General features: G+C 45.4%; 6 protein-coding genes and 1 rRNA gene. 5 read left to right on the top strand and 2 right to left on the bottom strand.

Going from position 1 to position 15,287, the window contains the following annotated elements:
* The first annotated feature begins 9 nt into the window (after window positions 1-9).
* The 4 genes from H6F98_RS04175 to H6F98_RS04190 all read left to right on the top strand — a co-directional run bounded on the left by H6F98_RS04175 (window position 10) and on the right by H6F98_RS04190 (window position 10,690).
* Window positions 10-6,192 (top strand): hybrid sensor histidine kinase/response regulator, encoded by a 6,183-nt coding sequence (locus tag H6F98_RS04175; RefSeq protein WP_192217431.1) that lies wholly within the window; start codon window positions 10-12, stop codon window positions 6,190-6,192.
* A 92-nt stretch (window positions 6,193-6,284) separates the two neighbouring features.
* Window positions 6,285-9,875 carry a PAS domain S-box protein gene (locus H6F98_RS33280; RefSeq protein ID WP_192217432.1) on the top strand — a complete coding sequence of 1,197 codons (3,591 nt, stop codon included), beginning with the start codon at window positions 6,285-6,287 and terminating at the stop codon, window positions 9,873-9,875.
* Window positions 9,872-10,252 carry a response regulator gene (locus H6F98_RS04185; RefSeq protein ID WP_192217433.1) on the top strand — a complete coding sequence of 127 codons (381 nt, stop codon included), beginning with the start codon at window positions 9,872-9,874 and terminating at the stop codon, window positions 10,250-10,252. The genes H6F98_RS33280 and H6F98_RS04185 overlap by 4 nt, the downstream gene beginning before the upstream one ends.
* Before the next feature lie 153 nt (window positions 10,253-10,405).
* Window positions 10,406-10,690 carry a Mo-dependent nitrogenase C-terminal domain-containing protein gene (locus tag H6F98_RS04190; RefSeq protein WP_192217434.1) on the top strand — a complete coding sequence of 95 codons (285 nt, stop codon included), beginning with the start codon at window positions 10,406-10,408 and terminating at the stop codon, window positions 10,688-10,690.
* 5 nt (window positions 10,691-10,695) lie between these two features.
* Here H6F98_RS04190 and H6F98_RS33915 read toward each other — a convergent pair whose 3' ends face one another.
* A complete protein-coding gene (locus H6F98_RS33915; RefSeq protein ID WP_277927509.1) occupies window positions 10,696-10,830 on the bottom strand; it encodes a hypothetical protein in 135 nt (44 codons plus the stop codon).
* A gap of 218 nt (window positions 10,831-11,048) precedes the next feature.
* Window positions 11,049-14,816, bottom strand: coding sequence for a magnesium chelatase subunit H (gene bchH / locus H6F98_RS04195; protein WP_192217435.1), 3,768 nt, complete (start codon window positions 14,814-14,816; stop codon window positions 11,049-11,051).
* 359 nt (window positions 14,817-15,175) lie between these two features.
* Here bchH and H6F98_RS04200 point away from each other — a divergent pair.
* Window positions 15,176-15,287 (top strand): 16S ribosomal RNA (locus tag H6F98_RS04200); the annotation flags it as partial.

A 15,287-nucleotide genomic window follows, 5' to 3' on the forward strand; every position in this document is an offset into this window, starting at 1 on the left:
AATACGATCATGAATATTGCTGGCTACACGGTCTTAGACGTGATTTATGAGGGAATAAATACCATCATTTATCGTGCTGCTAAAGAGCCAGAACATACCTGCGTTATTATCAAAACCCTAAAAGCTGAGTATCCCACAATTGAAGAACTCACAAAACTGAGGCATGAGTTTAAAATCCTCCAGCCTCTAGATATTGATGGAATTCTGAAACCAATTGCTCTAGAAAGTTATCAGAATGGCTTAGCTCTAATTCTGCCCGATTTTAAAGGAGAAGCACTGACAACTTTTTTCTCGGCTCAAGCACTTGAGTTGAGCCAATTTTTGCAAATTGGTATCCAGTTGGCTTCAACCTTAGCTCAGCTTCATCAGAATAATATTATTCATAAAGATATTAAACCTCATAACATCCTGATTGATTCAACAACAGGTAAAGTTAACATTATTGATTTTAGTATTGCTTCTCGTTTATCTAGAGAAAATAAAACAGTTAATAATTCTAGTTCGTTGGTTCACGAAGCATCCTCTGTTGGTGTACCGCAGGACATCGGAGTAGGCACGCTTGCCTATATGGCACCAGAGCAAACCGGGAGAATGAATCGTGCGATCGATTATCGGACTGACTTCTACGCTTTAGGCGTTACGTTTTACGAAATGCTAACGGGTCAGTTGCCCTGTCCGACAACTGATGACCCACTAGCAATGGTTCACTGCCATATTGCGAAAACTCCAATTCCACCAGAGGAATTAAATCCAGCCATTCCTCTGGCGATATCTGACATTGTAATGAAACTGCTTGCCAAGACAGCAGAAGACCGTTATCAGAGTGCGCTGGGACTGAAAGCCGATCTAGAAGTTTGTTTGAGGATGTTGCAAACGTCTGGGGAGATTGCTCATTTCAAAGTTGGAGAACTGGATTTATTTAGTCAATTTTCGATACCGCAGAAGCTGTATGGACGCGAACAGGAAGTTGGTTTGCTAATGGATACTTTTGACCGTGTCAGTTCTGGCAGAACAGAAATGATGCTGGTCAGTGGTTACTCCGGAATTGGCAAATCCTCGCTGGTGAATGAGGTTCACAAACCAATTGTGCGTCAGCGAGGATACTTTATTTCTGGTAAGTTTGACCAGTTCAAGCGCAATATTCCCTATGCGTCTATCATTCAAGCGTTTCAGGACTTGATGCGGCAGCTACTGACAGAAAGCGATCGCAAAATAGAAAGTTGGAAATCAAAACTTTTAGAAGCCCTCGGTTCCAACGGTCAAATCATTATTGATGTGATTCCTGAATTGGAACGGATTATTGGTTCGCAGCCAGCCGTTCCTCAACTGAGTCCATCTGAATCGCAAAACCGATTCAATCGGGTGTTCCGACAGTTCATCCATGTATTTAGCCAACCCGAACACCCACTTGTCGTCTTTCTAGATGACTTGCAGTGGGCTGATTTATCTTCTCTCAAGCTCATTGAGCTAATCGTGACCGATCCGGATAGCCAATATATGCTGCTAATTGGGGCATATCGAGACAATGAGGTCAGTGCCACTCATCCCTTAATTCATACCTTAGAGCAAATTCAACAGGCTGGGGCGGTTATAAATAACATCATTCTCCAAGCTTTGAATATTGTTCATGTTAGCCAATTAGTCGCTGATACCCTCCACAGTGCTGCTGACCAAGCTAAGCCATTAGCTGATTTAGTTTTCAAGAAAACACAAGGTAATCCTTTCTTCTTAACTCAGCTACTCAAATCGCTTCATCAGGAAGATCTACTGTCATTTAATTTCAGTCAAGGTTGCTGGCAGTGGGATATCGATGTTCTTCAAGGCATTAATATCACCGATAATGTCGTTGAGCTGATGGTTAGCCAAATTCAAAAGCTGTCGCCCAAGACGCAGAATGTCCTAAAGTTAGCCGCCTGCATTGGGGACAAATTTACGTTAGATGTTTTAGCCATTGTCAATGAAAAATCTCAGTCAGAGACAGCAAATGATTTGTGGGAAGCTCTACAAGCCGATTTGATTCTACCTCTCTCTGATGCTTATAAAACTCCACTGGTGCTTGACCTAGAAACCTCAACTACTTTGCAAGTTGAGCCGTTGAAAGTTGGCTACAAGTTTTTGCACGATCGCGTGCAACAAGCTGCCTACTCTCTCATTCCAGACTCACAGAAGAGAGAGACTCACCTAAAAATCGGTCAGTTGCTCCTACAAAATACGACGTTTGAAGAACGAAAAGAAAACATCTTTGCATTAGTCAACCAACTAAATTACGGTGCAGACTTACTCACCCTAGATTCGGAAAAATATGAACTAGTTGAACTGAATCTCATTGCAGGACAGAAAGCGAAAGCATCAACAGCGTATGAGTCGGCTGTCAAATATTTTAATATCAGTTTTGGACTCTTGCCAGACAATAGTTGGGAGAGTCAGTACGACCTAACATTAGCGCTGTATAACGAAGCATTAGAGGCAGCATTTTTAAGCGGCGATTTCGACGCGATGCAGAACTATCTTGAGGTAGTGGAAGACTGTGCTAGAACGCTACTAGACAAAGTAAAGGTGTATGAAATTCAGATTCAAGCCTATACCAGGCAGAACAAGCTCACAGAAGCGATTAATAAGGGATTGCAAGTCTTAAAACTATTGGGGATAGAATTTCCTGAACAACTGAGCTTAGCAGAGATTGGACAAGGTTTGCAGGAAACTGCATCAATTTTGAGCGGAAAGGAACCGTCTGACTTGATAGATTTACCTCAAATGACAGACTCAGATAAACTAGCCGCCTTAAAGTTGCTGTCGAGTATATTTTCTTCAGCCATCTTCTGTGCTCCAGAACTGATGGTTCTAGTGGTATGTAAACAAGTCAATCTATCTGTCCAATATGGTAATGCTTCTATGTCTGCCTTTGCATACTCCCTTTATGGTGGTTTTCTGTGCGGGCTTGTGGGAGATATCGAGCAAGGTTATCAGTTTGGTCAATTAGCGTTAAATCTACTCTCGAAATGGAGTGCTGAAGAAATTAGCACTAGGACTCACCATGCAGTCAATGTCCTAGTCCGGCATTGGAAAGAACATATTAGGAATACCCTAGATTATTTTCGGTCAAATTACATTAATGGATTAGAAAAAGGAGATTTAGAGTATGGCAGCTACAGTGCATTTGAATACAGCTCTCATGCTTATTTATCTGGTCAGAAACTAACTATTTTAGAACAAGAAATAGCTCTGTACTGGGATGCCATTCATAAGGTTAAGCAAGAAACAACACTTCATTACCAAGAAATCTATTGGCAAGCTGTTTTAAACATAACGAGCAAAACTCAAAATCACTGTATTTTAAGTGGTGAGATTTACAATGAACAGATAATGTTGCCGCTGCACCAGCAAAAAAATGACCGAATGGCAATTTATATATTATATTTTAATAAGCTTTTGATTTGCTGTTATTTTGCAGAGTATTCAGAAGCTATAAAAAACGCAAATATAGCCGAAGAATATTTAGATACGGCAGCAAGTTTGGTTATTTTACCTATCTTTTATTTTTACGATTCTTTAGTGCATTTGGCAGTGTATCCTAATGCTTTACGGTCTGAGCAACAGGACATTCTCGATAAAGTAAAAGCCAACCAAGAAAAAATGCAGAAATGGGCGTACCATGCCCCAATGAATTTTAAGCATAAGTACGAGCTTGTAGAGGCAGAGAAGGCGCGGGTTTTAGGGCAAGTTGCCACAGCAATGGAGCTGTACGACCGGGCGATCGCAGGAGCCAGAGAGCAGGGATATATCCAAGAAGAAGCACTGGCTAATGAACGGGCAGCAGAATTTTACTTGTCCCTTGGTAAGGAGAAGTTTGCTCAGATTTATCTAACAGAATCCTATTATGGATACGCTCAATGGGGAGCAACAGCAAAACTCAAAGATTTAGAAGCAAGATACCCGCAAATTCTGGTGGGGAGAACTAACCAAGAAACTTTAACTAAGGAAGGAGCGCGAAGAACAACTCTAACGACTGATAGTACTGCATCTCTAGATATAGCTACAGTTCTCAAGGCATCACAAGCTCTGTCTGGCGAGATTGTTCTCGATGAATTACTGGTTAAGTTAATGAAAATTGTAATTGAGAATGCTGGTGCTGAAACTGGATTCTTAATTCTAGAAAAATCAGGTGAATTGCTTATAGAGGCTCAAGGAACTACCGAAAAAACTGAGGTTATGGTACTGCAATCGCTACCATTAGCTACTAGTCAGCAATTACCTGTCTCTATCATTAAGTATGTAGAGAGAACTCATGAAGACGTTATTTTAAATGATGCATCCTCTTCAGGAATTTTCACGACTGATACTTATATCATTAACAAAGAAACAAAATCAGTTCTATGTACGCCACTGATTCATCAAGGTAAGCTTGTAGGTATTCTTTATCTAGAAAATAATTTAACAACTGGAGCATTTACTTTCAATCACCTAGAATTACTAAAGCTTTTATCATCTCAAGCCGCCATCTCGATAGAAAATGCCCGTCTTTATAAAGACTTAGAAGCAGCAAATAAAGGTTTGGAAACTAAAGTACAACAGCGCACCTTAGAGTTACAGGACAAGAACATCCAGCTACAACAAGAAATCAGCGATCGCAAACGCGCAGAACAAGTGGCTGAGGCTGCCAACAGAGCGAAGAGTGAATTCTTGGCAAATATGAGCCATGAACTCCGAACTCCCCTTAACGGCATTTTAGGTTACACCCAAATCCTGAACAAGGACAACACGTTGACAGACCCGCAAAAGAGTGGTGTTAATACCATCCATCGCTGTGGCGAACATCTGCTGATGTTAATTAACGATATTTTGGACTTGTCCAAAATCGAAGCTCAAAGAATGGAACTCTACCTGAACAATTTCCAACTTCGAGATTTTCTGGAAGGGATTGTTGCAATCTGTCGAATTCGGGCTGAGCAAAAAGGAATATTGTTCACCTATAAAGTGCTTTCGCAACTTCCCAAATCAATTCGGGCAGATGAAAAACGGTTGCGGCAAGTTCTGATTAATCTACTGAGCAATGCGGTTAAATTTACCGAAAATGGTGAGGTAACCTTTAAAGTTGGAGATGTCGATAGTTTTGAAGGCTCAGCTTTGAATTATGAGTTAATAGATTCAACTCAAAACTCAAAACCTCTACGGGGTGCGTCTCCCTATTCGGAAAAGGTTCCGAATACCGACGCGCTCATAACTCCTAACTCCTCCAAACTTCGGTTTCAGGTAGAAGATACTGGCATGGGAATAACACAGGAGCATCTCCAGGAAATCTTTCTGCCATTCCGACAAGTGGGCGATCGCCATCGGCAGATTGAAGGAACTGGGTTGGGATTAGCCATCAGTCGCCAACTCATTCAAATGATGGGAAGTGACATCAACGTCCAGAGTACGCTTGGAAAAGGAAGCATTTTCTGGGTTGATTTAGAGCTAGCTGAAGTTGACTGCACGTCTGATATAGCCTCTCCCGATCGCCGGTGTGTTCTTGGAGTCAAAGGCGGCAAGCGAAAAATCCTGGTGGTGGACGACAGGGAGGAAAATCGCTTAGTTCTGACCAATCTACTACAGCCGTTAGGATTTGAAGTGGTAGAAGCAATCAATGGTCAAGAGGGTCTGCATAAGGCACACCAAATTCAACCCGATGCGATTTTAATGGATTTGGTAATGCCTGTTATGGATGGGTTTGAGGCAACCCGGCAGATCCGGATGTCTCCAGACTTACAGCAGATGGTTATTATTGTGACCTCGGCTAGCGCATTTGATATGGATCGGCAGCAGAGTCGAGAAGTTGGCTGCAATGACTTTCTACCGAAGCCAATCCGTGAAGCCGAGCTTTTGGAGCGATTATCCCTTCATCTGAAGCTAGAGTGGATTTATGAAGATGAAGACAAGGGGACAAAAATAGTAGGAGAAAAGGAAATATTATCTCCTCCTATCTCCTCATCCCCCCATCCCCCTATCTCTCCTGCTCCCCCTGCTGAAGAAATCGCAGCTTTACTTCACTTGGCAATGATGGGCGACCTCAAAGGAATCGCTGAGCGAGCCACTAAATTAGAAATGCTCGATCCGCAGTGGGTTCCCTTTGCAACCCATCTTCGCCAACTAACTAAAGGTTTCAGAGCGCGGCAAATCTTAGAATTTATCAAACTGTTTCAGAGGTCAGAATAACGACTCAGCAAGTCAAAAGTCATAAAGAAAGAAACCTGTATTTGCACGACTTTCAGCGAGTGACTATATGCAAGTTAAATGTGGAATAGTTTATGAGTGAAAAGGGAGTCATCCTAATTGTGGATGACACACTGACCAATTTAGAAGTCTTGTTTGGTTGTTTGACCAATGCTGGCTTCAAAATTTTGGTGGCGGAAGATGGGATGAGTGCGATCGAGAACGCGAAGTATGCCTTACCTGATTTAATCCTGCTAGATATCCTAATGCCATCAATAGATGGGTTTGAAACGTGCCGTCGTCTGAAAGCGGATGAAGCAACAGCAGAAATTCCAGTCATTTTTATGACCGCACTGAGTGAAACTGTAGATAAAGTAAAAGGCTTCAGCATCGGCGCGGTGGACTATATTACTAAGCCCTTTCAACAAGAAGAGGTGTTAGCTAGGGTTCAAACCCATGTGAGTCTCCGACATCTGACCCGGCAGCTTCGAGAACAGAATACACGACTAGAACAGGAAATCCAGGAACGTCAGCGGAAGGAGACAGCACTGTCCCAGAGTGAGGAGCGATTCCGCCTGCTTGTTGAGAAGGTCAAAGACTACGCGATCTTTATGCTCGACCCCAGTGGACGAGTTGTAAGCTGGAATAGTGGAGCGGAGCGGATTAAAGGCTATCGAGCAGACGAGATTATTGGTCAGTTGTTCTCCCGCTTTTATCCTGAAGCGGACATTCAGCGCGGTCATCCTCAATGGTTGCTAGAAATAGCAGTTGCCGAGGATCAAGTGGAAGATGAAGGGTGGCGCGTTCGCAAAGATGGATCGCGATTTTGGGCAAATACTGTGATTACCGCTCTGCGAGATGAGGCGGGAAACCTGCGTGGCTTTACAAAAGTGACGCGGGATATTACGGATCGCAAACGGGCAGAGGAGGATCGCCTGCAATTTCTCGCTCAAGAGCAACAGGCAAGGGCTGAAGCAGAGGCCGCTCGTAACCAGAGCTTAAATATTCTGGAAAGCATTACAGATGCGTTCTTTGCATTGGATCGAGATTGGCGATATACCTACTTAAATCGACAAGCAGAACTGCTCTTGCAGCGAACGCGGGAGGAGTTGCTTGGTCAAGTGATGTGGGATGAGTTTCCTGAAGCGGTTGGCTCGACCTTTGACCTGGAGTATCACCGGGCAGTGTCGCAACAAGTGAGTGTTGAGTTTGAAGCATTCTATCCGCCGCTGAATACCTGGTTTGAGGTACACGCCTATCCTTCTAGAGATGGTCTATCCGTCTATTTCCGAAATATTAGCGATGCCGTGGCGGCGGCGGCGCAACGCAAACGGGCAGAGGCAGCATTACGGGAAAGCGAAGAACGGTTTCACCAGGCGTTTGAAAATGCCGCGATCGGGATGGCGTTGGTATCGCTGGATGGTCGTTGGCTGCAAGTCAATCGTTCTTTGTGTGAGATGCTGGGTTACTCAGAGCAGGAATTGCTAGCGCTCACCTTTCAGGCAGTTACCCATTCCGATGATTTGCACCTTGGACTCAACTATTTTCAGCAAATGCTGTCCGGCGAGATTACCTCCTGTCAGTTTGAAAAGCGGTACTCGCATAAGCTCGGACATACGGTTTGGGGAATGTTGAGTAGTTCAATGGTCCGTGATGGGCAAAACCAGCCGTTGTACGTCGTTACCCAAATTGAAGACATTACCGATCGCAAACAGGCTCTTGAAGAACTTCGCAATCTGAGCAAGGCACTGGAAAGTGCTGTTGAAGGTATCGCTCAATTAGATACTCAGGGGCGTTACTTCAAAACTAATCCAGCTTATGCCAGTATGTTGGGTTACCAACCCGAAGAATTGGTTCGGATAAATTGGAAACAAACGATTGATCCAGAGGAACTGGAAACCGTAGAGGCTGCCTACCAACGGATGCTGATTGACGGTAAGGCAGAGTTTGAAGCTAAAGCATTACGCAAAGATGGAACCGTCTTCGATAAGCAAGTGGTGATAGTTAAAGCCTACAACCAACACCAGCAGTTCATTGGGAACTACTGTTTCATGAAGGATATTAGCGATCGCCGCGAAATTGAACGATTGAAGGACGAATTCATCTCAGTTGTCAGCCATGAACTGAGGACACCGCTCACCTCCATTTCCGCTGCTTTGGACTTACTAGCCGGTGGCGTCTTGCAAAACCAACCAGAAGATGCTCAACAGATGTTGAACATAGCGGCGAATAACAGCGATCGCTTAGTTCGTCTGATCAATGACATCTTAGACATCGAACGCATTGAGTCAGGCAAAATCGTCATGACGAAACAAGCCTGCGATGCTGGTGACTTAATGAATCAATCTATAGAGGCAATCCAGGAAATAGCAGAAAAGGCTGGAGTCACCTTATCCATTTCTCCTGTCTCAGTTCGCCTTTGGGCAGACCCTGATCGCATCATTCAAGTCCTCACAAACTTACTCAGTAATGCGATTAAGTTCTCACTTCAAGGCAGTACAGTCTGGTTGAGCGCAGAGTTGATTGGGGGTCAGGCGTCAGGGGTCAGGAGGCAGGGGGCAGAAAGCGTTTATCCTTCATCCTCTTCCGATTCCGACACTCTCCTTATTAAAGTTAGAGACCAAGGACGCGGGATTCCGTCTGACAAGCTCGAATCTATTTTTGAACGCTTTCAGCAGGTTGATGCCTCGGATTCGCGCCAAAAGGGAGGAACGGGCTTGGGCTTAGCCATCTGTCGCAGTATCTTACAGCAGCATGAAGGACAGATTTGGGCAGAAAGCACCTTAGGAGAAGGTAGCACGTTCTGCTTTACCCTACCTATCCTTAGCGATGTCGAACGTCCTGAGTTCGTCCCGCCATTAGGCGGGACCGCTTCGCTAACAGTTTTGTGTCCTGAGTTAGGAGATTCAACTCAAAATTCCCCCCTTGTTCTGGTTTGCGATGATGACTCCTCTGTTCGGACTGTAGTGCGAGCCATGCTAGAACGGCAAGGCTACCGGGTGCTAACCGTCGCATCGGGACAAGAGGCGGTAGAACAATCAGTTGCCCAGCCACCTGATGTGATTCTTCTCAACCTTATGATGCCAGAGATGGATGGGTGGGAAACTTTGGCAGTTCTGAAGAATCAGACAGAAACGCAAACGATTCCAGTAATCATTCTCAGTGGGCTGTTACCGGATGCGAGAGAAACCCCCCATCCGGGTGTCAGCGATTGGATTGTGAAACCTCCAGAACCAAGGATATTACGTCAAGCTCTAGAGCGAGTATTAGCCGATCGCAATCAAACCATTAAAGTTCTGATTGTCGAAGATGACTTAGAACTGGCACAAATACTTGCGACCGTGTTTTCTCGACACGGGATAGAAACCTTTTATGCCCAAACCGGACGGGACGCCATTCACTTGAGCCAGCGCCTTCTTCCCGATCTACTAGTACTCGACTTGGCACTGCCAGAATACAATGGTTTTGCCGTAGTGGACTGGCTGCGGCAGCATAATCGCTTGCGTCAGGTTCCACTCGTTGTCTATACCGCGCAAGATTTGGATGAGAGCGATCGCGAACGGTTAAAACTAGGACAGACACTATTCCTGACCAAAGGACGCATTACTTCACAAGAATTTGAACAACGAGCGATCGACCTGCTCAACCGAATGATTCGAGGCAAGACGGGAGACACCCCTACATGACCACTAGACGCATTCTGATTATTGATGACGAATACGATATTCGGGCAGTAGCTCAACTCACTCTTAAAGCGGTTGGTGGATGGGATGTATCAATTGCAGCATCCGGCGTGGAAGGACTAGCTAAGGCAGCCGATGAGCAACCTGATCTCATCTTGTTAGACGTGATGATGCCGGATATGGATGGCATAGAAACGTTTCGGGCGTTACAGGCAAATCCAGCCACCCAGTCTATTTCTGTAATTTTGATGACAGCAAAGGTGCAAGCGGCAGAACAGCGACGGTTCGCCGAACTCGGCGTAGCAGGAATTATTCCCAAGCCATTCAAGGCAATGACACTCCCCGCTCAGATTGCAAAAACTTTGGGCTGGGATGAGTAACCCGATTTTTTAGGTTGGATTTGTAGTCTACACAAGTTCTGCATTTTTCAGGTCTAACTTAGAGATTAACCCGGAGTAAAGGTAAAACTCCTACTTTCACATCTACCATCCGGCAGATATTTTTCCAACCTCTCCCCTATTGAGTCTCTATTAGTGAATAGCTTAACTGGAAGTCGCTTTAGTGCACCATTGAACCCAATCCGCCAATGGCTGGAATCTTTAGAAATTCGCAATCCTCAAGTAGCGCGATCGCTCTGCAAACTCATTCCAGCTCGTTGTCCCTTTGAGCGAGAAATTAAATTTCTTGACCACACTATTGTTCGCATTCCACCACTCTGCAAACTGAATCCTTTCTACGAGCAAATCGTTTATATTCGTTTCAAATCTTTAACCTATTTGGCAGACCAATGTGGTGAAGATGTAACGCTTTACTGCTAAACCATCTAAAACGGCGATCGCAATTCCTGTCGCACTTCCTCCGGCATCATCTCAACTATTCGACTCAACAGTCGAACTTGAGTTGGAAGGGGAGAGGACTCAAGAATCCTCAAAAAGCTTTTAACCCCATAAGCTTTCACGGCAATCCCAATTTCAGAGAGTGCCTCTGGGTGCGCCTCATTAACAACCAGGGGCGTTCAAGCAAGATGGCATCTCGATTTATTTCAACGTGAATACTGAAAAGGTTGCTCATGCTGATGGAGTGTTTACGCTAACGCTGAGCAACGGTGAAACGCTACAGGGTGAAGCCTTACTCGTCGTGATTGGACGAAAACCGAACACTAGTGTATTGATCACGTTAAACCGTCACCCCTTCCAATTCCTCATCTGTCAACTCATACAATTCCCGCAACTTCTGCAACTTCTCTTCATCCGGTTGCCAAAAACCTCGTCCATTTGCCTCCAACATCCTGCTGACAATATTACGGAATGCTTCAGGATTTGCCTCTTGTAATTTCTTCGCCATCTCTGCATCTAAAGCATAAGTATCGGCTGCTTGGTCATACACCCAGGAATCGGTAAAATCAGCCGTACCACCCCAACCTATTAACGCTGTCATCCGTTGCGAGATTTCATAAGCACCGCCAGAACCTTGATTCGCCATCGCCTCTGCCCACTTGGGGTTAAGTAACTTCGTGCGATACTCTAGACGCAGCAAGTCTTCTAAATTGCGGGGTGTGGTGTCTTTCGAGAAGCTTTCGATAAAACTGGTGTTTACCTTTTTGCCCCCTTGTTTTTCTGCTGCTCGTTTCAATCCACCCGTATTGGCGTAGTATTCTTGGATGTCGGTGAGTCCATATTCAACCGAGTCAATTTCTTGGACAATGCGACTGGTGCTTTGTAATAGCTGGGTGAGGATTTCGGGACGCGCTTGCCCCTTATCTTGTCTACCGTAGCTGAAACTATTGCGATCGCGCCAAGTATTTCCCAACTCCTCCCCTGATTCCCAGTTTCCATCCACAACTCGGTCATTTACCAACGAACCAAAATCACCAGCAGGGTTGGAAAACAATCGGGCAGATGAATTTTCTACACCTTGCGATCGCAACTTCAAAGCGTGTTTTCGGATAAGATTTTGGTCTTCCGGTTCCTCTGCCTCTGCTGCCCGTCGGAACAAATCATCCAGCAATTCAATAATATTGACAAAGCTATCCCGGAAGATGCCAGACAGATTCGCCAACACATCAATCCGGGGATGCCCAACCTCTGCCAAGGGTTTCAATTCATAACGCACAATGCGCCCCGTGCCTTCTTTCACGGGTTCAGCACCTACCAGTTCCAGGAGAATGCCGAGAGATTCACCTTTGGTTTTAATCGCATCCAGTCCCCATAACATGACTGCTACAGTTTCGGGATACTCGTTATGTTCCTTTATGTGCTGCGCGATAATTTTTTGTGCCACTTCTCTCCCCCGTTCATAAGCTGCCGGAGAAGGCATCCGATAAGGGTCAAGGGCGTGAATATTCCGTCCTGTAGGCAACACACCTAAACCGTCTCGCAATAAATCGCCCCCTGGTGCTGGTAGAATATATTCCCCATTCAACCCTCGCAACAAATTAGTCATTTCGTCGCTGGTTTGAACCAACAGGTCACGGATTTGCAACGCTTCATCTAAACGTGCAGATTGACCATTGTATAGGGGTGCAAGGCTTTGCGCCCCTAAGCCAGATGAGATTAAATCAAGCGATTCTTCTGGCAACTCCTCTCCAAAATAAGCTTGGAGGTACGACGCTAACTGTTCCGAATCAGGCACCTCACCCAACGTATGCAAACCTGATGAGAATAAGCGAGATTCCACCACTTGTAGATACTCGTACAACTTCACCAAAGAGCCGTTAAAGGCATGATTACTAAACATCCGGGCATTCTCCAGAGTAAAAGCAATGCCTAACTTCTTCGCATCCTCAAACGGACAATCTGCATCTAACCCTGTGTCCACAATCTTCTTACAAATTGCCTCTTTGAGGGCGTAATTTTTTTCTGGGTCTTCTCGATACTCGGAAATTAAATCCCGCAGTGCAACTAATTCCTTATACAGACCCGCGCGACCATAGGGAGGTACATTATGGGAAATCAGTACCCCATAGCCGCGACGTTTCGCCAGCATCGACTCGGAGGGGTTATTTGCTGCATAGATGTAGAGATTGGGCAAATTTCCCAGAAGAATATCAGACCAAGAGTAGCCAGTATTACCAAGGGGAGAACCGGGTAACCATTCGACAGTGCCGTGCATTCCAAAGTGAACTACGGCATCAGCTTGAAAGTCGTTTTGCAGCCATTTATAAAAAGCGGCATACTGGGGATGAGGTGTTAAGTCCCGTTCAAACATTAGCCGCATCGGGTCACCTGTAATACCAAGTGGAGGTTGCACACCAATCCAGACGTTACCTAGCTGAATGCCGCCTATTTGGAATTCACCGCCATAAGTTTTAATGCCAGTACCCGTGAGGGATTTCCACTGTTTCTTGATGCGTGTGGTGAGGAGGTAACCCAGCCATTTTTCTAAAGTTTTAGCATTAACAGTTCTCGTGGGGTGGGCATCTTGCCCGCCCTCTCCCAAAGGCAGGTGAGACGCCTGTCCCACAAGAGGCTGTTCTGGGGTAGCCTCATCTGCTTCTTTCACCCTGCGGATTAATTCTTCGCCGTTTTCAGGTAATTCCCCAACGGTATAGCCTTGGTCTTTGAGGGCGTGGAGGAATTTGAGAAGCGATCGCGGTACATTTAATAACGCGGCTGTTCCCGTTGCCCCATATCCCGGTGGGAAATTATAGAGAATAATCGCAATCCGTCTATTAGCTGAAGGTGTTTCTCTCAGGGCAATCCAGTGCTTGACGCGCCCAGTCAGTCGCTTCACTCGTTCAGGAACGAGATAAATATCTTCTCCCACTAAGCCACCGAGAGGCACGGGGTCAATCGCCCCATCCAATTCTGGTAATGCATATAAGAAAACACTTTGCAACCCCCCAATGCCTTGGCGTGTCCAAGAGTGAATATCCTGAATCAGTAGAGGTGCTGCAACGAAGTAGGGTACATTCTTCGCACTCAGAATGCGTTTGGCAACTTCCACCTGACGCCCTGCTTCCATCGAACCTGCTGGTCCTCCCACCAAGGGAAAGCCGATAGTAGAGACAATTGCATCTACCTTCACCGATTCAGTAGAGAGAGAGGGCGTTTCAATATCACCTAGCTTGCGCTTCTGCGTTTCATGGGTAGATGTCATCCAATCCCGCACGGCGACATGTCCTTCAACCCCGTTAATAAAAATTGGCAAAGGGCTTAATCCAGCTTTTTCAAAGTGGCGAATTAGCTGAGGAATGTAAGGTTGTTGGGTAACGACATGCTTGCGATAAAGCAAGATTCCAACCACAGGCAAATGCCAAGTTTCTGGCTTCACTTGGCGATACCAGTCCAGATACTTCCGAGGTGACTCAAAGTAACCGTCATAGTCTGGATGCAGCAATCCCATGTTGGGAGTTTCCACTGGTGGTGGTATTTCTCCCACCTTCAGCCCCAGGTATTTTTCTGCTAGCGTCCAGAACATTGATGCGACATTATCTGTCCCGCCAGCATTCCAATACCCGTAGATAATTAGCCAGTTCCGCAAGTCTTGAACTTTCCGGGTGGGAATGTATTTCAGCAGTTTGGGACCAACTTTCAAAAAGCTGATGTAACCAGCAAGTTTGTCTTCTTCTCGCCCATTACTAAATTTGTCGAGGATAAATTTAACAGGCTTGGGCATACCTTTGGGCTTATCCCCAATTTTGAACGCACCAATTTGAGTAAGACTCATTAATTCGAGGGCTGACTCGAAGACAAGGCGGATGGGAATATGTTGTACTCGGTCTCGCAGCCACAAAACTTGGTCATAATCAAATATCAGACTGCCGAAGAAGACATCGGCATCTTTGAGTGCTTCTTCTATCGCTTTGGGTTCAGTGGTGAGGGAGCGATCGCTAAACACCCGAATATCCAAGTCAGGACAGCCCTGCCCTGCCAGATGCGCGGCTTTGCGGTACAAGTCAGCATTGAAAGATTCAAAGCCAGCAATCAGTACGATGCGTTTCATGTCCCAAGCTCGGTGAAAGTGTTCCTATCTCGATCTTAGGGATAGTATTGACAGCCAGATTGTTGGACGTTTTTTTTATTTGGAAGTCCCTAAGGATTAGAGAACTCGGCAAGAAAGTCGAGAAATCCGACCAATAAAGTACGGTTGTCACCACTCGAAGGGGACGAGGATTCGTTAAAGTAGTCAAGTGCCAAAGGAAAACCCTTCGACACAGCGAACCTAGAAAAAATAATAGTTTGAAAGCACTAGATATATCCAATCCTCGTTAAAAGAAACTGAGTTTTGGGGTTCACCCCAAGACAAACAAAATCAAGAGGATTCCGGAGATAAAGATTTTCGGAGCCAAGCTTTTCAAGAGCAAAATGGAGAGTTTGATCCTGGCTCAGGATGAACGCTGGCGGTCTGCTTAACACATGCAAGTCGAACGGGCTCTTTAGGGAGCTAGTGGCGGACGGGTGAGTAACGCGTGAG

This window comes from Microcoleus sp. FACHB-SPT15 (assembly GCF_014849525.1).
In the GTDB taxonomy this organism is placed as follows: domain Bacteria; phylum Cyanobacteriota; class Cyanobacteriia; order Cyanobacteriales; family Coleofasciculaceae; genus Symplocastrum; species Symplocastrum torsivum.

Bases quoted from the DNA above. Each gene is read 5' to 3' on its own strand.
- bchH (WP_192217435.1), bottom strand. From the start codon at position 14,816: ATGAAACGCATCGTACTGATTGCTGGCTTTGAATCTTTCAATGCTGAC.
- H6F98_RS04185 (WP_192217433.1), top strand. From the start codon at position 9,872: ATGACCACTAGACGCATTCTGATTATTGATGACGAATACGATATTCGG.
- H6F98_RS04175 (WP_192217431.1), top strand. From the start codon at position 10: ATGAATATTGCTGGCTACACGGTCTTAGACGTGATTTATGAGGGAATA.
- H6F98_RS33280 (WP_192217432.1), top strand. From the start codon at position 6,285: ATGAGTGAAAAGGGAGTCATCCTAATTGTGGATGACACACTGACCAAT.